This window comes from Chromobacterium paludis, assembly GCF_008275125.1.
Taxonomy (GTDB): domain Bacteria; phylum Pseudomonadota; class Gammaproteobacteria; order Burkholderiales; family Chromobacteriaceae; genus Chromobacterium; species Chromobacterium paludis.
This window is the reverse complement of the sequence record NZ_CP043473.1, coordinates 816,643-837,312: the sequence shown is the minus strand read 5'-3', so window position 1 is coordinate 837,312 and position 20,670 is coordinate 816,643. Positions and strand designations below refer to the sequence as shown.

Below are 20,670 nucleotides of genomic sequence, written 5' to 3'. Positions count from 1 at the left end.
ACAATGCCTGCCGAACCACGCCACCCGCCACCCTTCATGCACTTCATTTTCGACATAGACGGCACCCTCTGCTTCGACGGCGCCACCATCAGCCCGGCCATACAAGACGCGCTCAGCGAGCTGGAAGATCAGGGCCATGAGATAGGCTTCGCCTCCGCCCGCCCCTACCGCGACATGCTGCACCTGCTAGACCAGCGTTTTCACCACGGCCTGTTCGTCGGCTCCAACGGCGCCATGACCTACCATCGCGGCGAGCTCAGCGACATCCAACCCCTGCCCCGGCGCACGCTGGACCAGCTGTTCGAACTGACTGAGCGCTTCCAGGCCTCCTGCCTGGTGGACCTGCCCTGGCACTACCACTACAACGGCGACCCCGCCCACCCCTTCATGAACTGGGTGGACCCGGCCAAGCGAGCCACGCCGGTGTCTCGCGACGACATCCGACTGCCGGTCAAGCTGCTGGTCACCGAGTGCGCGGACGGCCCGGCCCTGCAGCTGGCGCTGGACCAGCGCGACGACATCGCAGTCCATCACCATTCCGACCAGCAGATCGTGGACATCACGGCCAAGGGCGTCAGCAAGATGAGCGCGCTGCTGCGCCACGGCGTGGCGGCGGAGCAACTGGTCTGTTTCGGCAACGATAGCAATGACCTGTCCATGTTCGGCGCCGCGCGCCACGCGGTGCAAATAGGCGAGCATGCGCAGCTGAGGCCGCTGGCGGCGGAGCGCATCGCGCGCGACGATGACACCGAGACGGCATTGATAGGCGCGATGCGACGCTTGGGCGCGCGCTACGCGGGCTAGCTCTCGGACAAGGCGCCCAGGCTGGCCGCCGTCACCATGACCAGGCCGACCAACTGCAGCGGCGTCACGGACTGGCCCTGCGCCAGCGCGCCGGCCAACACCGCCACCGCCGGCTCCAGGCTCATCAGCACGCCGAAGGAAGCCGCGCTCATGCGCCGCAGCGCCGCCAGCTCCAGCAGGTAAGGCAGGACGGGCATCAGCAGCGACCAAGCCGCCAGCCGCAACAGCATGCCCGCCTCCGGCCGCGCCGCCGCCATCCAGCACAATGGCGAGGCGAGCGCGGCGGCGGCCGGCAAGGCCAGCGCCACGCCGTCGCTGCCGCGGCATTGCTCCCCCACCCGCCTAAGCAGAACGATATAGGCCGCCCAGCATGCCGCGCCCAAAACCGCCCAGCTCAGCCCAGCGCCATCCACCGTCCAGCGCTCGCCATGCCGGGATAGCGCCAAGATGCCGGCCAGGGCCAGCAATGGCCACCAGCCGCGCCGCGGCCCGCTGCCCGCGCGCCAGGCCAGCAGCAAGGGCCCCAGCAGATTGATGGCCACCGCCAGCCCCTGCGGCAAGGTTCTGATGGCGGCGAAGAAAGCGATCAGCATGCCCGCCATCGCCGCGCCCAATAGCGTAACGCTGAGCCAGGCGCCGGCCCGTCGCGGCAACGCCGGGCGCTTCCATGCCAGCAAAAGCAAGGCGGCGAAAATCAATCGCCACGCCGTCGCGCTTGGCGCGCCCAGGCTTTGCGAGGCCGGCTGCGACCACGCCGCGCCGAACTGCACGCAGCACATGGACAATACCGCCATCCCGGCGCCGGACACCCCTCGGCCTCCCCGGACCGGCGCCTCAGTAAGTGACGAACTCACCGCGCAGCTTCCGTTTCATCCATCTGTGCCGCTCCTCCAGCTCCGGCGTCAGCCCCGCGCCGCCTCTATGCACCAGCGCCGCGCCGCCCAACTCCTCTCGCGCCCTAGCGATGACCGCGTCGACATCGCCCACGCCTTTATCTATCCAGCGCAACACGGCCAACGCGTGCCGCATGTCGTCGGTCACCAAGCCTATGCCGGCCGCCCGCGCCGCGTCGGGACCGTTGACGCCTATGGACCACGGCGCGCGGCGCAACATCTCCGCGTCGTTGGCGCCGTCGCCCATGGCCACCAGCCGCGCCAAGCCGCCTCCGCGCCGCGCCAGGCTCATGGCCAGCGCGGCCTTGGAGCGGTCGCCCACCATGACGCTGGCCTCCACGATGCGGCCCAGCAGCGTCGGCGCCAGCCTGCCTCGCCGTTCACCCGGCGCATAGGAAATGCCCAGTTCTTCCCGATAAAAACGGCGGAAGCGTTGCCGCAACAGCTGACGGCCGGCATTGGAGAAATGCCGCCGCCGCGTCGCGCCGTCCATCCACACCTCGGACATGCCGTCTATCAGCTCATAAGCGTCTTGCAGATAGGCCCGCGCCAGCGCCATCTCCGGCTCCCATCGGCCATGGCCGCGCAGGCAGGCCTCCGCCTCGGCCAAGGGAAACGGCGAACCCAACACCCGCGCCGGCGCCAGCCAGCCGCATCGCTCGGCCACTTGCCGGTAAGGCTGTTGCGGCGCCGTGGTGATGCCCGCCAGCCGCCACCCCATGCGCTCCAATCCCAGCGCCATGCCTTGCGCGCCGGGCGTCGCGCCGGAGCGCAAGGCCAATGCCTCCAAATAGGCATAATCCACGCCCGCCGCCAGCAGCATGGGCAAAGCGAAAATGGTGTCGGTGCCTTCCTGCGCCAGCGTGTAGCCTGCCGCCGGCGGCGGGCCAACGCGATGTCCCTGCGGCCGACGCTGCCGGGCGATATCCTCGGAAAAGGCGCGATAGCCTTCGCCATACAGGATTTGCCCGTAGGATGGCGTGGCATCCGCCGCGCCGGCTTCCGGCTTCAGCCTGGCGGTCAGCGCTTCGGCGATGAAATCGCCCAGGAACAGCGGCCCTTCGATATCGCAGGCCAAGAGCCAGCCCGCGCCCTCCACGTCCGCGCCATCGACCAAGGCCCGCAGCCCGCGCGCCGCAAACAGGCTTTGAATTGTTTGGTCCCGCATCGCGTTCTCCCGCTGGTTCATCATGTCTCTGGTATAGCGAGACCGCTCCACCGGCCACAATGACTTGCGGTTTGCCCCTAGCCGCGCCGCCGCGCGCAGATGCGCGATATACTGCAGTCATAATCCTTCCTCAGACCAAAGCCATGATCCTGATCCACACCCCCAGCCCGAAAGAAGTCGCCGCCTATCTCGACCTGTTCCGCGCCGCCATGCCGGAGCGCGAATTCGTCGACTTGGCGCACGCCGACCTGTCGTCCGTGCGCCATCTTGTCGCCTGGGGGCTGCCCGATGGCTTGCTGGCGGACATGCCGCGGCTGGAAGGCCTGTTCGCGCTGGGCGCCGGCGTGGACAAGCTGATGACCCGGCCGGACCTGCCGGCCGGTCTGCCTGTCTATCGCCTGCTGGACGGCGGGATGTCGGCGCAGATGGCCGAATACGTGCGCTACGGCGTGCTGGGCTATCAGCGCAATATGGACTTGTACCGCCGCCAGCAGGCTGAAGGCCAATGGCGCAAGCTGGCGCCGCGCCTGCCGGGCGATATTCGCGTCGGCGTGCTGGGGCTGGGAGAGATAGGCTCGGCCGTGGCGCGCGCCCTGGCGGCGGACGGCTATCGCGTCAGCGGCTGGAGCCGCAGCGCCAAAACGGTGGAGCATATGCGCTGCCTTCATGGCGGCGGCGGGCTGGAGCAAATCTTGGCGGACAGCCAGGTGCTGGCTTGCGTGCTGCCGTCCACGCCGGATACGCAGGGCCTGCTCAACCGTCAACGGCTGGAAGCGCTGCCGCAAGGCGCCATGGTGATCAACGCCGGCCGCGGCGACCTGCTGGATCTGGACGCGCTGCTCTCGCTGCTGGATAGCGGCCATCTGCGCGGCGCGCTGCTGGATGTTTTCCCCGAGGAGCCGCTGCCGGCCTCTCATCCCTTGTGGCGGCACCCCGCCGTGGCCGTCACCCCGCATGTGGCCGCCATCACCTTGCGCCAACCCGCGGTGGAGCAGATTGTGGACGGGCTGCGCCGCCTGGCGGGCGGGCTGCCGGTTGCCGGACTCGTTCAGCGCGGGCAGGGGTATTGAGACCGCTACGCGCTCCCCTCCTGCCAACCAGGACGCCGCGCGCGACGCGGCGTCGAGCAAAGCCGCCCCCCAAGTCCGGATCCTGCATGGCGCCGCCTTGCCGCATGCCTGGCGCAGCCTGCGTCGGCGCGCCTTGGCCCGGCCTCCCTAAGGAAATTTGCTTAGCGACGCTAAGTCATGCCGCCGCATCCTGAAACCGCCGGCTAAGCCCACACCACGCCTTCGGTCAGCACCCGCTCCGCCCTTTGCAACGCGCAAGCCAGGTCCGGCTGCAAATTGTCCTCTCCCAGCCTGTCCGCCAGCCGCGAACCGTCCAGCATGTCCATCACCTCATCCGCCGCGCCGCACAGAATCAGCGTCTTGCCCTGCTCGGCCAGCCGGGCGCGCAAGGCCTCCAGCGCCAGCAGGCCGGACGTGTCCAGCAGCACCAGCCTGTGCAGCTGCAGAATCACCACCCTGGCTCGCGGCGCGTCTTTCAGGATGATGTCCACGCAGTCCGCCGCGCCGAAGAACAGCGCGCCCTCGATGCGGAAGGCCGCGCAACCGTCCGGCACGCTCTTGCCGGCTATGCTGTGGCGCTCGAACAACTGGGCATGCTCGGGCTGGAGACGGCAGATGGCGGTATGGCCGGCCATGCTGCGGATGAAGAACATGGCGGCCAGCAGCAGGCCGATCTCCACCGCCACGGTCAGGTCGAACATCACGGTCAGCGCGAAAGTCACCGCCAGGATCAGGGTATCGTGCGGCGGAAACTGCCGCGCCTTGCGGATGTCCCAATCGCCCATTTTCAGCGCCACCGCCACCAGGATGGCCGCCAACGCGGCCAGCGGCACATGGGCAGCCAGGGGCGCGGCCAGCAGCAGCACCAACAGCAGCAGCGCCGCGTGGAAGACGGCCGCCAGCGGCGTGCGCGCGCCGTTGCCGATATTGGTGACCGAGCGCACCACCGCGCCGGTGGCCGGGATGCCGCCGAAGAACGGCGCCACCATATTGGCGATGCCCTGCCCTATCAGCTCCTGGTTGGCGTCGTGCCGGTCTGCGGTCAGGCTGTCCACCACCACAGCGCACAACAGGGACTCGATCGCGCCCAGCAGGGCGATGGTGAAGGCCGGCGCCAGCAGATCGGACAGATGCGCGGGATTCAGGTCCAGCCCCTGCGGCATGGGTAGGCCTTGCGGAATGCCGCCGAAGCGGCTGCCAAGCGTCGCCACCGGCAGGTTGAACAGCGCGACGGCCAGCGTGGCCAGCACCAAGGCGGCGAACGGCGACGGCACGATGCGGTTGAGCCGTTTGGGCCACAGCAGGATTAACGCCAGCAGCGCCGCTGACAGTAAGGTGGTGGGCCAATGCAGGCCAGAAAAGTGCGCGCGCAGCGCCGCCATCACGGCGAAGAAACCCGATGGCATCTTGGCGATGGGCAGGCCGAAAAAGTCCTTCAGCTGCGTGAGGAAAATCAGCACCGCGATGCCGTTGGTGAAGCCGGTGATCAAGGGCATGGGGAAGAAACGTATCACCTGCCCCAGCCTGAGCGCGCCCATCAACACCAGCATGGCGCCGGCCATGAAGGTGCAGATCAGCAGATTGGCCACGCCGTATTTGCTGACGATGCCGTACAGGATGACGATGAAGGCGCCGGTGGGCCCGGTGACGCACAAGCGGGTGCCGCCCAGCGCCGCCGCCAGCGAGCCGGCGATCACCGCGGTGACGATGCCGGCCTGCGGCGGCACCCCGCTGGCGATGGCGAAGGCCATGGCCAGCGGCAGCGCGACGATGCCGACGGTGACGCCGGCCATGAGATCGGCCCGCAGCAGCTTGCCGTTGTAATGGCGCAGCGCGTCGAGCAAACGGGGACGGAAAAATGTGGCGGACATCGCGCGCTTTCAATATGGGCAAAGTATGCTGTCAGCCTAGCCCAAGCGGCGGCGGGCCGCTCAGCGCTGGATCAACCGGAAGCGTGCGATGCGCAAGGTCTAGGGACTATTGACGCTCGCTAAGCGGCCGCGGCCCTCAGCCCACGCCCAGCAGCCGGCTTGCCAGCCAGAAGCTGCCGGCGGCGATGCCGGTCCAGTTGGCCAGCCGCGCCAGCCGCAGCCCATGGCCTTCGTCCACCCTCCTGGCCAGCCAGAGCGCCAGCCCGTACAGCGCCGCCACCAGCAACTGGCCGGCCTCGATGCCCAGATTGAAGCCGGCCACGGCGGGCAGCCTATGGCCGGGGTCCAGCCCCAGTTCCGCCAGCGCGCCGGCGAAGCCCAGGCCATGGATCAGCGCGAACCCAAACACCAGCCCGATGCGCAGGCCCGTAGGCATGGCCGCGCCGCGCATGCGCGCGCGCCAGTCCAGCAGCGCCATGCCGACGATGGTGGCGGCGATGGCCGGCTCCACGATGGCCGGCGGCGCGGCCAGCCCGCCCCAGACGCAGGCGGCCAGCGTGATGGCGTGGCCGACGGTGAAGGCGGACAGCGCCAGCAGCACGGCGCGCCAGCGCCAGCCGGCGGACAGCACCACCAGCAGGAACAGCATGTGGTCGAAGCCGGTCAGGATGTGGTTGACGCCCAGGCCGAAGTCGTCGCTCAGTACCGCCCAGGCGGAGCGCCACAGCGGCCGGCTGTCGCTATCCGGTGTCAGCACCAGCAGCTCGCTGTCGCCCGGCCGCGTCACCGTGATTTCATAGCGCCGCTCCGCAGGCGCCGCGCCATACAGCCCCACGCGGAAGATCAGCGGCGTCTCCCGCGGCGGCAGCGCGTAGCGGCCCAGCGCCACCAGCTGGTCCGTGCTGTCGCTGCCCTCGTTGGCGGAGAAACTGAGCATGACGCCCTGCAGCGGCAATGGTTTGCCGTAGCCCAGCAGCTGCGCACCGCGCTGCAGTTGCGCTTCTATCGCGCCATGCTCGGCCTTCAGCTCCGGCAAGGTGATGCGGCCCGGCGTCTTCAGGCTCAGCCCCTGAAACGCGCTGACCGGCAGCGACAGCACCATATAGGCGCCGCCATGCGCCAGGTTCAGCGTGCCATGCTGCGCCACCATCAAATGCGCCTGGCAAGGCAGGCATAGCGCCAGCCACAACAACAGCGTCCGCCACATGTCAGCTACCCTTCACGCAGCGCGAGATATAGGGGTAGCTGTCGGTGATCACGTAGTAATAGATGCCGCCCGGAAACTCCGGCGTCACGCCGGTGCGGCCATTGCACTCGTCCAGATCGCCGGAGCCGGCCACGTACTGGTAGTCCTGGCTGAAGGTGCCCATCGGGTATAGCGAGGTGGATGGCCGCCCGGAGTCCGGCGTCGATTTCAGCTGGTAGCTGCCGCTCAGCGTCTTGATGGCGGAAGCGGCGTCGTTGGCGCTGCTGTAGCCGTAGCGCGCGTAGATGGGGAATCCATCCTCGGCCCAGCCCACCAGCGTCATCGCCGTTCCCTTGCCCAGCTCCGCGATCAAACCATTGGGCATGCCATGGTAGTGGTAGGCGCCGTTGGGCTGCACATGAGCGTTATTGCTGTCCACGCCGAAGTTGAAGCTGCTTTGTCCCAGCGCCTCTATGCTCCAGCTGCCGGTATTGCCGACCAGGGTGCAGCTGCCGGAATTGTCGCAGCTGCCGGCCGTGGCCGGGTCGAACTTGACGCCGTTCAACGCGTAGCCGGTGGGCTGCACGGTCTTGCTGCTGCCGGACAGGCTGGGCGATAAGGCGAAGCTGGGCGTCACCGACTGCGCGCTGATGGTGTTGGGGTTGTTGACATTGGGAAAGGTGCCCACCGCGTGGTCGGGCAGGCCGTTGGCGCTGAGCTGGCGCGCGCTGCTGGTGCAGCTCCATACCGCCGTGCTGGTGGCGTTGACCGAGGGCGAGCTGTTGAACGTGCTTTCCGAATAGCTGCACAGCACGCCGGCGGTGGAGTAATTGCCTGTTTGCGAGGTCGAGCCGCTTGAGCCGCTAGCACTGCTTGCAGTGCTGGAGCTGGAGGAGGAGCCCCCTCCTCCGCCGCAGCTTACGCAGAGGATGGCCGCCACGGCCAAGGTCATAGAGGATCGCAAAAAGCGTGGCATCCGCGTCTCCGGGTTGGCTCGGTAATGTTCCCGGTTTAGCAAACTTCTCGGCGCAACAAAACATACGACATTGGAAAGTTTGTTTAAATTCTTTTTCCAGGTCGGAATTCGTCATGCATTCCCGAGGCGGAACGTCCGGCTTGGCCGGGCTTCCGCCCTACATGGCCTTGAACTGGGCGGCGTAGCTTCGGCTCAGCGGCAGCTTGTCGCCGCGGCCCTTCAAGAGCACGTAGCTGCGGCCCAGCAGGTCCTGCTCGATGGATTGCACGGCGGCCAGGCGCACGATCAAGCCGCGATGAATCTGGACGAACTGGCCAGGGTCCAGCCGCGCCGCCAGCTCCTTCAGCGCCGTGCGTATCAGCTGCGTCTCGCCGGCCAGCACCAGCTCGGTGTATTTGTCGCAGGCCTTGAAATACAGCACCTCGTCCACCGCGATCAGCCGCTTGCTATTGCCCAACCCCGCGGTAATCCAGCGCAGATGCTCCGACTGCGCGTCCGCGGGAGGCGCGACGACGGTCGGAACGGCAGGCGTCGCCTGTTGCAGCCGGCTGATGCAGCGCAACAGCCGCGCGTCGTCTATGGGCTTGAGCAGGTAGTCTAGCGCCGCCGCGTCGAAGGCCTGCAAGGCGTATTCGTCGTAGGCGGTGACGAAGACCACGCGGCTGCCCGCCACGCTCCTGGCTACCGCCATGCCATCCAGCCCGGGCATGCGGATGTCCAGGAAGGCAAAGTCCGGCCGCCAGCGGTTGATCTCGGCCAGCGCGGCCGCGCCGTCATGCGCCACGGCCACGATGGACAACTGCGGCCACAGCCGGGCCAACGCGGATTGCAGCGCGGCGGCCAGCAGCGGCTCGTCGTCGGCGATCAGGGCGGTGGGCATGGCTTGGTTCTCCAGACAAAGGATTCGAGCATTATGCGATTGGCACTATCAACTCCGCCAGCACGCCGCACGGCTGGCTCGGAGACAGGCGCAATTGCGCCGCCGGACCGTACAAGGCGGCCAGCCGCTCGCGGATATTGGCCAGGCCGACGCCGGTTGGCGCGGATTCGGCGATGCCGACGCCGCTGTCGCGCACCGACAGCCTGAGCGCGCCGCCGTCGCGTTCGACCCGGATGGCGATGTCGCCGCCCGCCACGCTGGGCTCCAGGCCATGCTTCAGCGCGTTTTCCACCAGGGGCTGCAAGAGCAGCGGCGGCAGCGGCAGCGGCTTCAGCTCCTCCGCTACCTGCACGCTGACGCGCAGCCGCTCGCCCATGCGGATGGCGGCGATGTCCAGCAGCGCGCCCACCAGTTCCAGCTCCTGGCCCACGGTGCCCTGGGCATTGCGGCTGCGCGCCAGGCTGGCCCGCAGATAGGTGTTCAGATGCCGCAGCATGGTCGACGCGCGCGGCGGGTCGATCTCGATCAGGCTTTGCACATTGGCCAGGGTGTTGAACAGGAAGTGCGGCTCGATCTGCGCCTGCAGCATGGCCAGTTGCGCCGCGGTCTGCGCCTCGCGGCTTTCCGCCTCGCGCCGCCGCGTGGCCTCCAGCTCCCCGGCCAGGGCGCGGGAGCGGAAATAAAACAAGGACAGGAACATCGTGAACAGCGACACCAGCATCACCACCAGCAGCATGCGCAGGGTGATGTCCGACGATAGGCGCCATTGGCCCATCACATCATAGGCGCCCAAAACAGCAGAAAGCTTGAAGCCCAGCGGCACCGCGATCAGCGTCACCAGCAGATAGATCAGGCTGCGCGGCAGCTTCAGCCATTGCAGCAGTTCGGACATGCCCCAGCAACAGTAACCGATGCTGAACGAGATCAGCAGGCAGTCCTTCAGCATCGACCAACCATTCAGCGCGGTGAAAAACAGCGCGATCGCCAGATTGACGATATTCAGGAACAACAGCCCACGCCCGTCCACCGCGAATTTGCCCACTTTCATCGCCACCCCCTCGCTCGCCTATAAAAAGTAATCGAACACCAGCTGCCAGCTTTGCCGGCCATGGGCCGCGCCATACTGCGTGCGCGGCGCGCCGTCATAGCGCTGCCATTGCAGGGCCAGATCGACCTGGCGCCAATGGTAGCGCGCCTCGGCCCAGTTCATGCCGCTGTGATCCGCCAGGCTGGTCTGCCGCATCGCGGCCAGGTCCAGATTGTCCATCAGCGCGTCTTGCCAGCTGGCGCGCAGCAGCGCCGCGCGACGCGTCAGCAAGGCCGTGGAGCCCGCCATGGCCGCGCGGTAAGGCCCGTAGGACGGGCCGCGCCGCAGCGTGTCCCAATCGGCGGCGTCCGGCGCGGCGCCGTCGTATTCGCCTTCCAGCGTCAGGCTGAGTTTGTCGGCGCCGGTCCAGGTGGCGCCCAGGGCCAGCCGGTTGCGCCAGCCGCCGTCGGCCTCGCCCAGCCATGTCCGCCACGGCGTGTCCCGCCGGCCGCCGGCCCACTCCGCATAGGCCACGGTGGAGTCGCTCAGCACATGGCTGAGGTTGAAGCCCAGCTGCGGCGAGCCGCCCTGCTCGCGGAACAGCAGCCACTGCGGGTTCCAGGCCTCGGCAAAACGGTAGCTGAAGGCCAGCAAGGCCCGCTCCCGGGGATTGCTGGCGCCCCAGTCCGGGCTTAGTCCATTGGGGCTGGGCGCGTCGGCCAGCTTGGGCGACCAGATCGCGGTCAGCGAGGCGGCGTTCCACACGCGCTGCCAGCGCAGCATGACATTGCCCAGGCGGTTCTGGCGCAGGCTTTCCTGATCGGCCGACACCACCGAGCGCACCGCGCCCTCGCCCAGAAAATCCGTGGGATTGTAGCCAAAGGCCACACCATAGCGCGTATTGACGCGGCCGATGTCCAGCATGCTCTCATTGCCGAAGGCGCGGCTGAGATAAGCCTCGCGCAGCGTGTTGACGCCATGGCTGCGCCTGGGCGTATTGTCGAAGCCTTGATCGAGACGGTCCGACAGCACCGCCCGCCAGTCAGCGTTCAGCCGGCCGTCCCAGCGCAGGTCGAACGACAGCCGCTGCGCGTCCGGCCCGCCGGGATTGACGATGGCGGCGGATTCGAACAGCAGCTTCAGATCGTGCGGCTTGTCCGCCACCGCCGGCGTCTGGTCCGCCAGCAGCAAGGCCGCCGCGTCGTCGTCGGCCAGCGCCGCGGCCGGCAATGCCGCCAGCGCCAGCAGGCACCAGGCGCGCATCGCTCACTCCGCCCGGAAGCGCGGCAGGTAGTCGCGCTGCAGCCAGGCTTCCGGCACCTCGCGCCAGGCGAAATCGCTGTCGCGCATCACCGTCACCCACTTGGGATTCAGGCCGTCTATGATCACCGTTTCCGTCGGGCGCTCCCGCCCCAGCTCTACCCGGTAAGCGCGATAGTAGGCCGTTTTCAGCAGGCTGCCGCTTTCCGAATAAAACTTGGCCTTGCGGCTGCGGTAGCCGTCCTTGTCCAGCCACAGGTCGATGGCGTGATAGGTGACGCCGCCGTTGCGCGCCGACAGGTGCAGCTTGTAGCAGCGCCGCGTCTGGCGGTCGCCGTCCTGGATGTCCTCCTCGCCGTCCAGCCGCGCCGTGTAGTCCAGCGCCAGGTTCACCGTCACCACATCGCCATTGGAGGCCTGGCCCAGCAGACGCTGCTGCGGCGAGATCGGCACGCTGGCCTTGCTGGCCGGATCGTAGAACCACAGATCGTTGCCGTTCTTCAGCATCAGCTTGCCGGCGTCGCGCGCCGGGCTGACGAAGCGCAGCAGACTGCGGTACTGGCCGCTTTTTTCGTCGGCGCGCGAATACACCGCCAGCGCGCTGCGCTCGTTCTCCTGGCCGTCCTTATAGCCTACCAGGGACACGATCAAGCCAAACGGCTTGCCGGGATTGCGCACCGCGTCGCTGGCCGCCAGTATCGCCTGCGCGTCAGGCGCGGCCTGGGCCAATGGGCCAGCCAGGGACAACAGCACCATCATCAGCATTCTTTTCATGTTTCTCTCCTCAGGCGTGGCGCAGCGCGTCCACGATCACGGCGCGGGCGGCGCGGCGGGCCGGCCACCAGGCGGACAGCATGGCCATCAGCATCAGGCCCAGCGCGCAGCCCAGCAGCATGCGGTTCTCGCCCCACAGCCTCACATAGATGGGCGACGGGTCCACTTGGCCCGGCGGCAGCCAAGTCAGCCCGGCGTGGTTGATCAGCGCGGCCAGCAGCAGGGACAGGGCAATGCCGCAAGCGCTGCCCAGCGCGCCCAGCATCACGCCCTCGCACAGGAACAGGCGCTGGATGCCGCCGCGACGCAGGCCCATGGCGCGCAACGTGCCTATCTCCACCGTGCGCTCCATCACCACCATATTCATGGTGTTGGCGATGGTGAACAGCGAGACGCAGCCGATCAGGATGGACAGGAAGCCGAAGATGGTGCCAAACATGCCGGTGATCTGGCCGTATTGCGGCTGCAGCTCGGTGAAGTCATACACGGCCAAGGGCTGGTCCTTCAGCGAGCTGGCGAACAGCTGGGCCAGCCGGGCGCGGGCCGCCGGAATCTGCGCGGTATGGCGCAGCTGCAGCTCGATGGCGGTGACGCGCGGCGCTTCCGCGCCGTACACCAGCCGCTGCGCCTGCGCCAGGTGCAGGCTGACATACATATCGTCCAGCTCCTTCACGCCCATGCTCTGCGCCTTCACCACCTGCAGCCGCGCCACATTGGGCGCGCCGCTGGCGGTGGCGGCCAATAGCTCTATGCTGCCGTCGGCCTTCGGTTGCGGCGCGGCGGCGGACAGCGCGGCCAGGTCGGCCGGCATGGCCGCTCCGCCCTTGTCCTGGCCGCGCGGCGGCCGGCAATGGTCCACCTTCAGCGCGTCGCACAGCTGCAGCGTCCGCGCCAGGCCCTTGCCGATGACCGCCGCGTCGGGCGCGCTGCCAGTCAGCGCCGCCGGCTTGGCCGGGATGCCGAAGTGGTAATCGTCCCACTGCCGCATGCGGTTCTGTCCCTCCACCTCGCTGCCCTGAGCGAACACGGTGCGCGAGGCGCCGGCCGAGTAATGGCCGGCGATGCCGCCCAGCGACAACGTCGGCGTGGCCACCAGCAGCATCGGCTTGAGCACCGGGTCGTTCTCCACCACGCGGATCACCCGGCGGTAATCCCGAATGCCGTAAGCGGCCGGATTGCCGCTGCCGTATTGGAAAAAGTCTTTATGCTGGATCTGCAGATGGCCCACCCCGCGCACAAAGCTGGTTTGCAGGCCGTATTGCACGGTGCGGTTGTAGCCGCCGAACAGCAGCAGGGCCACCACGCCTGCCACCATGGTGCCCAGGGTGGCCACGGTGCGGCGGCGGTTGCGCAGCAGGTTGCGCCAGGCCAGTTTCACGGTATTCATGCCATTTCCTTTTCAGTATGAGGCTGGGGGCGGCTGACGCGGCCGTCGCGCACCTGGTAGCGATCGTCCGCGGCGGCGATCACCTGCGGATCATGCGAGGAGAACACCACGGTCAACTGGTATTGGCGCTGCAGATCGCGCAGCAGGGCCAGGATGGCGCCGCCGGTCTGGCTGTCCAGATTGGCCGTCGGCTCGTCCGCCAGCACCAGCGAGGGCCGATGGACCAGGGCGCGGGCGATGGCCACGCGCTGGCGCTGGCCGCCGGACAGCTGGCCGGGACGGTTGCGCGCCTTGTCGGCCAGGCCCACGGCGTCCAGCAACTCCATCACTCGATTCTTGCGCTCTCCCGCCGGCACCCGGTTCAGCAACAGCGGGTACTCCACGTTCTCGTAAGCCGACAGCACCGGCAGCAGGTTGAAAGTCTGGAAGATGAAGCCGATGTGGCGGGCGCGGAAATCGCTGAGCGCGTTGTCGTTCAAATGGACGATGTCCTGCCCGGCCACCTGGACACGGCCTGCGTCCGGCCGATCCACGCCGCCTATCAGGTTCAGCAGCGTGGTCTTGCCGCTGCCGGACGGTCCGGCCAGCACGGTGAAGCCGCCGGGACGGATGGACAAGTCCACGTCCTGCAACGCCGGCACGCTAACCTGGTCCAAGCGGTAATGCTTGCTCACGCCGCGCATCTCTACGGTCCCCATCTCGACTCTCCTGGTAATTGACGATATCGGCACTGTATGCGCCGCGCCGCGGGGGCGCTCAGGCTTGCGACGAAACGCCAGACAACGGCGCGAAACGCTCTCTTGCGGCGCGAACGGCATGACAAACAATTGATCCAGCACATCGACGGCCCCCAGGCCGCGACTTACGATGAAGCCAGGCACCCACCACCAGAAAGGCCAGCCAATGATGCAAGACCAGGACAAGGAAGCGCCGATTCCCGATGCCGAGGCGGAGAAAGCCGCGCCCGCGCCCAAGCGCCGGCAGACGAGACGCCAGCGCAATATCGAGCGCGTGCATGAGGAATCCGTACACATCATCGAGGAAAGCAGCCAGCAGCCCATGGCGCGGCAGGTGGCGCTGGCCCCGCCCGGCAGCGAGGAGGACAGCCTCACGGCCGAATTGCCCGCCGCCTATCCCTATCACACGCGGCTGCGCAGGGCCGAGTACGAGCGGCTGAAGCAGGAGCTGCAGATCGAGCTGCTGAAAGTGCAAAGCTGGGTCAAGGAGAGCGGGCAGAAAATCGTCATCCTGTTCGAAGGGCGCGACGCCGCCGGCAAGGGCGGCACCATCAAGCGCTATATGGAGCACCTGAATCCGCGCGGCGCGCGCGTGGTGGCGCTGGAAAAGCCCAGCGAGCAGGAGCGCGGCCAATGGTATTTCCAGCGCTACATCAATCATCTGCCCAGCGCCGGCGAAATCGTGTTCTTCGACCGCTCCTGGTACAACCGCGCCGGCGTGGAGCGCGTGATGGGCTTCTGCACGCCGCTGGAGTACCTGGAATTCATGCGCCAGGCCCCGCAGCTGGAGCGCATGCTGGTCAACAGCGGCATCAAGCTGTTCAAGTACTGGTTCTCCGTCAGCCGCGAGGAGCAGCTGCGCCGCTTCATCTCGCGCCGCGACGACCCGCTGAAGCACTGGAAGCTGTCGCCGATAGACATACAGTCGCTGGACAAATGGGACGACTACACCGCCGCCAAGCAGGCGATGTTCTTCCACACCCATACCGGCGACGCGCCGTGGACCGTGGTCAAGTCCGACGACAAGAAGCGCGCCCGCCTGGGCTGCATCCGCCACTTCCTGTCGCGGCTCGACTACCCGGGCAAGGACCCGCGCGTAGCGCACGCGCCGGACCCGCTGATCGTGGGCGATCCGGGGGAAATGCTGGGTACCTGAGGTCTCTTGCCGGCTGCTTGGACGATGCCTGATCTTTGTAATGGGTCAGGCAACAACGTAGACATATGCCCGTTGCGGAAAATATCGCCATTGGCATAACATCAGGGGCAAACAGGCGATGCCAAGCCGTCGCCGGCCCATCCAACAGCCAAGCCCACCCTGATGAAACATTGCTCCGCCCCGCCCCGTCCGCGCGCCACGGGTCAACGCTACGGCTATGCCGCGTTGCTCGTGCTTGCCCTCGCCAGTCCTGCCTGGGCGGAGCCATCGCTGGTGATCGGCGGCAACATCGCGCATTACACCGACACCGGCACCCGGACCTTTACCTTCAGCCCAGCCGGCCTGGCCCAGCTGTCACAGCATGAGATCACCACCGCCACCGACTGGACACCCAAGGGGACCTTCAGCGGCCCGCTGCTGCGCGATCTGCTGGCCAAGGCCGGCGCGCGCGGCAAATCCGTCAAGTTCTTCGGCGCCGACGAATACAGCATCACCATTCCCATCGCCGATTTTCACCGCTACGACGCGATATTGGCCTGGCGCTGGAACGGCAAGCCGCTCAAGGTGGAGGATTACGGCCCATTCTGGGTGATGTACCCGCTGCCCGACATGAAGCAGGCCGAAACCAACGGCGACTTCCCCGCCAAGCTGATCTGGCAGGTCAAGCGCATGGAGGTGCGATGAAAGGCTGGAGAGATTGGAGCCTGAGCGAGAAGCTGGGCAAAGGCATCATGTTCCCTGCGCTGGCGCTGTTCGCCACCTTGTTGATATCCGCCGCGCTGTACGCCTCCGTCATCAAGCGGCCGATACCGGACAAGGCCAGCGATCTGTACTGGATGGTGGCGCAGATGCAATTGTCGCTCAACCGGCTGGAACTGGACGCCTGGCGCTACCGCGCCGGCCAACTGGCCCGCAGCGAGGTGGACAACAGCTACGCCATCGCCGTCAGCAAGTACCGCATGTACTCTCGCCCCTCGCCTGCCAATACCGCGCTGGCCCAGGTACCCGGCTTCCCGGCGGTCAAGGCCGCCCTGGCGGAGCTGTTTGAAAAGCCGCCCCGCTCATGGAGCCAGCGCGACGCGCAGCAGTTATCGCAAGACTTGGCCGTGCTGCGGCCCACGCTGGCCGACTTCGCCGTACGCGCCCGCCAGCAGGAAACGGGCGAGATGGTGCAGCAGCTGCGCTTGATGGAAAGCCACCAAACCCTGTACCTGCTGGGGCTGACCTGCTGGCTGGGCTTCCTGTGCCTGTTCTGGATAGTGATGCACCGCTTTGGCAAGGTGAAACGCCAAGCCTCGCAGCAACAGCAAATACTGGAGCGCGAACAGGCGGCGCGCGCCGCCCTGGTGCAAAGCGAGCTGGCGCGCGACACCTTTCTCGCCACCATCAGCCACGAGATCCGCTCGCCGCTGCAAAGCATACAGACCTGCGTCGAGCTGATGGAATACAGCGTGGCGCGCGACACCGTCTGCTATGGCTATCTCGCCCGGCTGAAACACAGCACCGAACACCTGCTGGAGCAGGTGCGCGACATCATGGACATCTCGGCGCTGAAAAACCTGCAGTTGACGCTGGAGCCGGCCGCCACCGACATCGCGGCCCTGATCGCCGGCATCGAACTGGCCCACCGCAGCCTCGCCGAAGCCAAGGGCCTGGCGCTGAGCATAGACTGCCCGGCCATGCCGCCGCTGTGGCTGGACGGCCACCGGCTGCGGCAGATCGTGTGGAACCTGCTCTCCAATGCCATCCGCTACACCGACCACGGCCGCATCGACCTGACGCTGCGTCATCAGGACAAACAGCTGCTGATCCTGGTGCAGGACACCGGCGTCGGCATAGCGGATGATCTGAAAGCCCAGCTATTCCGCCCCTTCGCCCGCGGCAAAACGCGTCGTCCCGGCAGCAGCGGCCTGGGGCTCGCCATCGTGCATGAGCTGGTCATGCTGTTTGGCGGCAGGATCCAGGTGGCCAGCCAGCCGGGCCAGGGCAGCAGCTTCCGTCTGCTGCTGCCGGTCCAAGAAGCCGCAGACGCGGCCCCGGCGGCCGAAGACGCCGCGGCGCCCGGACGCATCCTGCTGCTGGACGACGACGACCAGATACGCGAGTCCTATCACGCCCTGCTGGAAGCCAAGGGCTATGCCGTGGACACCGTGGCCACGGTGCCCGCCGCCATAGAGAAAGTCCATGCCCAAAGCTACCATGTGCTGCTGCTGGACCTGCAGGTAGGCAACGCCAGCGGCTATGAAGTGGCGGAGGCCGCCAGGCGCACCGCAGTCAACCTGAAGACGCCGGTCATCGGCATGACGGCGTTCACCCAGGAGTTCTGCGATCCGCGGCACACCCTGCTGACCGGCAAGCTGGAAAAACCCTTCAATTTTGGCCAACTGCAGAAACTGCTGACGCAATACCTGCCGGCGGCGTCACTGGGCGCGACCAAGACCGCCTGAACCTTGGCAGCCGCCTTTTCCATCCATAGCCCCTCCGCCAGCGCTTGCGCCGCCGCGCGCGCAGGGCCGGCATCGCCTTGCCGCCCCGGACACATCCTTTGACATTACCCCGCCCATCGTGTCGCCGAGGGGATTGCCGACAAAATCAAGATAACGGTATATTCGAATCGGATAAGAGTTTCTACTTAGCCCAAAAGCTGCTACACCCAAACAACAAGTTGATTCGCAGGTAATCGGACATGAGTCAAACGCAAGTCAAATGGGGCCACCTGGGCATCCGCATCATCCTGGTCGCCGCTGCGGCCATCACCGTCTCCTTCGCCGTGATGATCGTGTTGATTGCCAAGCTCAATTACAACGCCGCGGTAAACAATGGCTACCAATTGGCCTCCGAGCAAGCCGCCAGCTACGCCAAGGATGCGGAAAGCGACTTCGACCGCGGCTTTCAGCTGCCCAAGCACCTGGCCGATACGGTGGAAGGCATACGCCGCACCGGCAAGCCGGACCGCAAGCAGACCGACGCCATCATCATGCAGATGCTGGACAACGCGCCGCAGTCCATCGGCCTGTGGATGCTGTGGGAACCCAACGCCTTCGACGGCGACGACAACGCCTTCCGCTTCGACTGGCCGCGCCACGACCCCACCGGCCGCTACGAGCCCTACATCACCAAGAATGCCCAGGGCAAGGCGCAGATGGACGTCATGATGTCCACCGACCGCGTCAAGGACTTCCCCAAATTCAAGGAACACCCGGAAACCTACCAGCCCGACTATGAAAAGCCGGGCTGGGGCGACTTCTACTACGTGCCCAAACAACGCGGCCGCGACACCATCACCGAGCCCTACCCCTACGAGGTGCAAGGCAAGAAGGTGCTGGAGAGCTCGCTGGCGGTGGTGATGAAGAACGCCTCGGGCAAGATGACCGGCGTGTCCGCCACCGACGTGGCGCTGGACCAGCTGCAGAAGCGCTTCGGCCAGATTCACCCGCGCGAAACCGGCTTCATCCGCATCGTGTCCGAGGGCGGCACCTATGTGGTCAACCCGCAAGCCGAGATGCTGGGCAAGCCGGTGGCCAAGGAAGACCCGCTGTTCGGCCATCTCGACGAGGTGAAGAAAGGCAGCGACTTCGTTTATGAGGACAGCGGCTACACCCACTTCTTCCATCCCATACGCATCGGCGACACCGGCCAGTTCTGGTCCATCGGCATCAGCATTCCCACCGCGGCCATCACCGCCGACGCCCGCCAATCCATGTTCGCGGCCATAGGCATAGGCGTGGTGGCGCTGGCGCTGATCCTGCTGTTGCTGACCATCGTCATCCGCACCCTGACCCGGCCGCTGATCAATCTGGCCGAGGCCATGGAGCAGCTGGCCAATGGCGGCGGCGACCTGACGGCGCGCATCGCCATCACCAACCGCGACGAGATCGGCCGCACCGCCTCCGCCTTCAACCGCTTCCTGGACAGCCTGCGCGACATGTTCGTCCAGGTGCGCGAGCAGAGCCGCCAGGTATCGCAAGCCGCCGCCCAGCTCAGCCACTCCGCCACCCAGGTGCACGACGCGTCGACCCAGCAGTCCGACGCCGCCTCCGCCAGCGCAGCCAGCGTGCAGCAGGTCACCGTGGGCGCCCAGCACATCGCCGACACCACGCAGCAGGCCGGCGACATCGCGCGCCAGACCGACTCGCTGACCGAGCAAAGCGTGGACAAGGTCAACCGCGTCACCAGCGAAATCCAGCGCATGACCGATACCATGCACGCGCTGGCCGACCGCATGGCCGCCTTGGGCAACCGCTCGCAAGAAGTCACCACCATCGTCGGCGTGATCAAGGACATCGCCGATCAGACCAATCTGCTGGCGCTGAACGCCGCCATTGAGGCCGCGCGCGCCGGCGAAATGGGCCGCGGTTTCGCCGTGGTGGCGGACGAGGTGCGCAACCTGGCCGGCCGCACCGCCGAGGCCACGGTGCAGATCACGCGCATCGTGGAGGCGATCAGCAGCGAGACGCGCCAGGCGGTAGACGATGTGCAGAGCAGCACCCAGCAGGTCGATGTCAGCGTCGGCATCGCCGAGGAAGCGAACCAGTCCATGCGCGAGGTGCAGGACTACAACCGCCAGCTGGTGGCCAGCATCGTGGACATCGCCGCCGCCACCCGCGAGCAGTCCAGCGCCAGCCAGGAGATCGCGCAGAACGTGGAACGCATCAGCAGCATGGCGCAAAGCAATAACCAAACGGTGAGCGAGGTCAGCCAGGCGGTGAACCGGCTGCGCGAGCTGTCCGGCGAGCTGGAAACGCTGGTGAGCCACTTCCGGCTGTAACCGCGCCATCGCTCCGCTCAGCAGCCCGGCCCAGCCGGGCTGTTTTCATGCCAGCCCGGCCGCGCGCGCGCCCAGGCCCACGGCAAAACCGAGCAAGACCAGGCCGCAGGCGATGTCCAGGCCGCGCCGGCCGGCCGGCCCCAGGCGCGACAGCAGCGCGCCGCCGCCGTAAGCCAGCAGCAGCCACCACAGCGCCGAGCCGCAGAACACGCCGGCAACGATCTCCAGCTGCCGCGCCGGCCCCGCGGGCAGGCCGCCCGACAAGCCGGCCGCCACCGCGGCGAAGGACAGGATGGTCATCGGGTTGCTCAGTGTCAGCGCCAGCGTCCCCAGATAGGCCCGCGCCAGCCGCCTTTCGCCATCCTCTCCTTCTCCCGCGCCGGCAGGCCGGCGCAAGGTGGCGACGCCCAGCCAGGCCAGCAGCAGGCAGCCGCCCCAGGCCAGCGGCCGGGCCAAGGCGCCGGCCCAGGCCAATACCAGGCTGCCGCCGCACACCCCTGCCAGGGCGAACAAGCCATCGGCGCTGGCCGCCCCCAACCCCGTCGCCAGGCCCAGCAGCGGGCCGCCGCGCATCGTGCGGCTGATGCACAGCAAACCTATCGGCCCCACCGGTGCCGCGATCGCCAAACCTATGCCCATCGCCTGCCAGAACATAGCGCCCTCCCCCGTCTTTGGAATGACTACAGTCTGCCTGCCGCCAGCGATTAGGCACA

At 67.1% G+C, this 20,670-nt stretch carries 18 protein-coding genes; 6 read left to right on the top strand and 12 right to left on the bottom strand.

The genetic code is table 11. The features are described 5' to 3' along the window. Positions 1 to 3 precede the first annotated feature (3 nt). Positions 4 to 804 carry an HAD hydrolase family protein gene (locus FYK34_RS03805; RefSeq protein WP_168209636.1) on the top strand — a complete coding sequence of 267 codons (801 nt, stop codon included), beginning with the start codon at positions 4 to 6 and terminating at the stop codon, positions 802 to 804. Here the strand turns inward: FYK34_RS03805 and FYK34_RS03800 are convergent. Then, entirely contained in the window at positions 801 to 1,613 is an 813-nt protein-coding gene (locus FYK34_RS03800) for an EamA family transporter (protein ID WP_149295132.1), read from the bottom strand. The genes FYK34_RS03805 and FYK34_RS03800 overlap by 4 nt on opposite strands. Before the next feature lie 25 nt (positions 1,614 to 1,638). After that, complete coding sequence (locus FYK34_RS03795) at positions 1,639 to 2,865, bottom strand: hypothetical protein (RefSeq protein WP_149295131.1); 1,227 nt, start codon at positions 2,863 to 2,865, stop codon at positions 1,639 to 1,641. 143 nt (positions 2,866 to 3,008) lie between these two features. On the opposite strand from FYK34_RS03795, the gene FYK34_RS03790 reads away from it, so the two are divergent. Continuing rightward, positions 3,009 to 3,935, top strand: a complete 927-nt coding sequence (locus tag FYK34_RS03790) for a 2-hydroxyacid dehydrogenase (RefSeq protein ID WP_149295130.1) — start codon at positions 3,009 to 3,011, stop codon at positions 3,933 to 3,935. A 203-nt stretch (positions 3,936 to 4,138) separates the two neighbouring features. Here FYK34_RS03790 and FYK34_RS03785 read toward each other — a convergent pair whose 3' ends face one another. From FYK34_RS03785 to FYK34_RS03745, 9 genes are all read right to left on the bottom strand, one after another. Continuing rightward, positions 4,139 to 5,806 carry a SulP family inorganic anion transporter gene (locus FYK34_RS03785; RefSeq protein ID WP_149295129.1) on the bottom strand — a complete coding sequence of 556 codons (1,668 nt, stop codon included), beginning with the start codon at positions 5,804 to 5,806 and terminating at the stop codon, positions 4,139 to 4,141. Between the two features lie 136 nt (positions 5,807 to 5,942). Continuing rightward, positions 5,943 to 7,013, bottom strand: coding sequence for a HupE/UreJ family protein (locus FYK34_RS03780; RefSeq protein ID WP_149295128.1), 1,071 nt, complete (start codon positions 7,011 to 7,013; stop codon positions 5,943 to 5,945). Between the two features lies 1 nt (position 7,014). Next, on the bottom strand, positions 7,015 to 7,944 hold the full coding sequence (locus FYK34_RS03775) for a YHYH protein (protein WP_196782602.1): 930 nt from the start codon (positions 7,942 to 7,944) through the stop codon (positions 7,015 to 7,017). Between the two features lie 181 nt (positions 7,945 to 8,125). Then, positions 8,126 to 8,848, bottom strand: a complete 723-nt coding sequence (locus FYK34_RS03770) for a LytR/AlgR family response regulator transcription factor (protein ID WP_149295126.1) — start codon at positions 8,846 to 8,848, stop codon at positions 8,126 to 8,128. Positions 8,849 to 8,879: 31 nt separating this feature from the next. Further along, a complete protein-coding gene (locus FYK34_RS03765) occupies positions 8,880 to 9,896 on the bottom strand; it encodes a sensor histidine kinase (RefSeq protein WP_149295125.1) in 1,017 nt (338 codons plus the stop codon). Positions 9,897 to 9,914: 18 nt separating this feature from the next. Next, the gene (locus FYK34_RS03760) at positions 9,915 to 11,138 is read right to left on the bottom strand and encodes a hypothetical protein (RefSeq protein WP_149295124.1); all 1,224 of its coding nucleotides are present in this window, start codon (positions 11,136 to 11,138) and stop codon (positions 9,915 to 9,917) included. Between the two features lie 3 nt (positions 11,139 to 11,141). Further along, positions 11,142 to 11,909: an outer membrane lipoprotein-sorting protein gene (locus FYK34_RS03755; protein WP_149295123.1), complete on the bottom strand. Its 768-nt coding sequence runs from the start codon at positions 11,907 to 11,909 to the stop codon at positions 11,142 to 11,144. A gap of 10 nt (positions 11,910 to 11,919) precedes the next feature. Next, positions 11,920 to 13,296: an ABC transporter permease gene (locus FYK34_RS03750; RefSeq protein WP_149295122.1), complete on the bottom strand. Its 1,377-nt coding sequence runs from the start codon at positions 13,294 to 13,296 to the stop codon at positions 11,920 to 11,922. Further along, positions 13,293 to 13,994 (bottom strand): ABC transporter ATP-binding protein, encoded by a 702-nt coding sequence (locus FYK34_RS03745; RefSeq protein ID WP_149295121.1) that lies wholly within the window; start codon positions 13,992 to 13,994, stop codon positions 13,293 to 13,295. The genes FYK34_RS03750 and FYK34_RS03745 overlap by 4 nt, the downstream gene beginning before the upstream one ends. Positions 13,995 to 14,355: 361 nt before the next feature. Between FYK34_RS03745 and ppk2 the strand changes: the two genes are divergently transcribed. The 4 genes from ppk2 (at position 14,356) to FYK34_RS03725 (ending at position 19,957) form a co-directional block, all read left to right on the top strand. Further along, positions 14,356 to 15,189 carry a polyphosphate kinase 2 gene (ppk2, locus tag FYK34_RS03740; RefSeq protein ID WP_196782691.1) on the top strand — a complete coding sequence of 278 codons (834 nt, stop codon included), beginning with the start codon at positions 14,356 to 14,358 and terminating at the stop codon, positions 15,187 to 15,189. A 162-nt stretch (positions 15,190 to 15,351) separates the two neighbouring features. Further along, entirely contained in the window at positions 15,352 to 15,873 is a 522-nt protein-coding gene (locus FYK34_RS03735) for a molybdopterin-dependent oxidoreductase (RefSeq protein ID WP_149295120.1), read from the top strand. Continuing rightward, a complete protein-coding gene (locus tag FYK34_RS03730) occupies positions 15,870 to 17,636 on the top strand; it encodes an ATP-binding response regulator (RefSeq protein ID WP_149295119.1) in 1,767 nt (588 codons plus the stop codon). Before FYK34_RS03735 ends, FYK34_RS03730 begins: the two co-directional genes overlap by 4 nt. A gap of 239 nt (positions 17,637 to 17,875) precedes the next feature. Then, entirely contained in the window at positions 17,876 to 19,957 is a 2,082-nt protein-coding gene (locus tag FYK34_RS03725) for a methyl-accepting chemotaxis protein (protein ID WP_149295118.1), read from the top strand. Positions 19,958 to 20,002: 45 nt separating this feature from the next. Here the strand turns inward: FYK34_RS03725 and FYK34_RS03720 are convergent, their stop codons facing one another. Beyond that, positions 20,003 to 20,611: a LysE/ArgO family amino acid transporter gene (locus FYK34_RS03720; RefSeq protein ID WP_149295117.1), complete on the bottom strand. Its 609-nt coding sequence runs from the start codon at positions 20,609 to 20,611 to the stop codon at positions 20,003 to 20,005. Positions 20,612 to 20,670: the final 59 nt, after the last annotated feature.

What these genes read in the sequence shown, in the direction of transcription:
- FYK34_RS03720 (WP_149295117.1), bottom strand. Translation starts at nt 20,611, where the DNA reads ATGTTCTGGCAGGCGATGGGCATAGGTTTGGCGATCGCGGCACCGGTG.
- FYK34_RS03725 (WP_149295118.1), top strand. Translation starts at nt 17,876, where the DNA reads ATGAGTCAAACGCAAGTCAAATGGGGCCACCTGGGCATCCGCATCATC.
- FYK34_RS03760 (WP_149295124.1), bottom strand. Translation starts at nt 11,138, where the DNA reads ATGCGCGCCTGGTGCCTGCTGGCGCTGGCGGCATTGCCGGCCGCGGCG.
- ppk2 (WP_196782691.1), top strand. Translation starts at nt 14,356, where the DNA reads ATGGCGCGGCAGGTGGCGCTGGCCCCGCCCGGCAGCGAGGAGGACAGC.
- FYK34_RS03745 (WP_149295121.1), bottom strand. Translation starts at nt 13,994, where the DNA reads ATGGGGACCGTAGAGATGCGCGGCGTGAGCAAGCATTACCGCTTGGAC.
- FYK34_RS03750 (WP_149295122.1), bottom strand. Translation starts at nt 13,296, where the DNA reads ATGAATACCGTGAAACTGGCCTGGCGCAACCTGCTGCGCAACCGCCGC.
- FYK34_RS03785 (WP_149295129.1), bottom strand. Translation starts at nt 5,806, where the DNA reads ATGTCCGCCACATTTTTCCGTCCCCGTTTGCTCGACGCGCTGCGCCAT.
- FYK34_RS03790 (WP_149295130.1), top strand. Translation starts at nt 3,009, where the DNA reads ATGATCCTGATCCACACCCCCAGCCCGAAAGAAGTCGCCGCCTATCTC.
- FYK34_RS03780 (WP_149295128.1), bottom strand. Translation starts at nt 7,013, where the DNA reads ATGTGGCGGACGCTGTTGTTGTGGCTGGCGCTATGCCTGCCTTGCCAG.
- FYK34_RS03795 (WP_149295131.1), bottom strand. Translation starts at nt 2,865, where the DNA reads ATGCGGGACCAAACAATTCAAAGCCTGTTTGCGGCGCGCGGGCTGCGG.
- FYK34_RS03735 (WP_149295120.1), top strand. Translation starts at nt 15,352, where the DNA reads ATGAAACATTGCTCCGCCCCGCCCCGTCCGCGCGCCACGGGTCAACGC.
- FYK34_RS03755 (WP_149295123.1), bottom strand. Translation starts at nt 11,909, where the DNA reads ATGAAAAGAATGCTGATGATGGTGCTGTTGTCCCTGGCTGGCCCATTG.
- FYK34_RS03730 (WP_149295119.1), top strand. Translation starts at nt 15,870, where the DNA reads ATGAAAGGCTGGAGAGATTGGAGCCTGAGCGAGAAGCTGGGCAAAGGC.
- FYK34_RS03765 (WP_149295125.1), bottom strand. Translation starts at nt 9,896, where the DNA reads ATGAAAGTGGGCAAATTCGCGGTGGACGGGCGTGGGCTGTTGTTCCTG.
- FYK34_RS03775 (WP_196782602.1), bottom strand. Translation starts at nt 7,944, where the DNA reads ATGACCTTGGCCGTGGCGGCCATCCTCTGCGTAAGCTGCGGCGGAGGA.
- FYK34_RS03805 (WP_168209636.1), top strand. Translation starts at nt 4, where the DNA reads ATGCCTGCCGAACCACGCCACCCGCCACCCTTCATGCACTTCATTTTC.
- FYK34_RS03770 (WP_149295126.1), bottom strand. Translation starts at nt 8,848, where the DNA reads ATGCCCACCGCCCTGATCGCCGACGACGAGCCGCTGCTGGCCGCCGCG.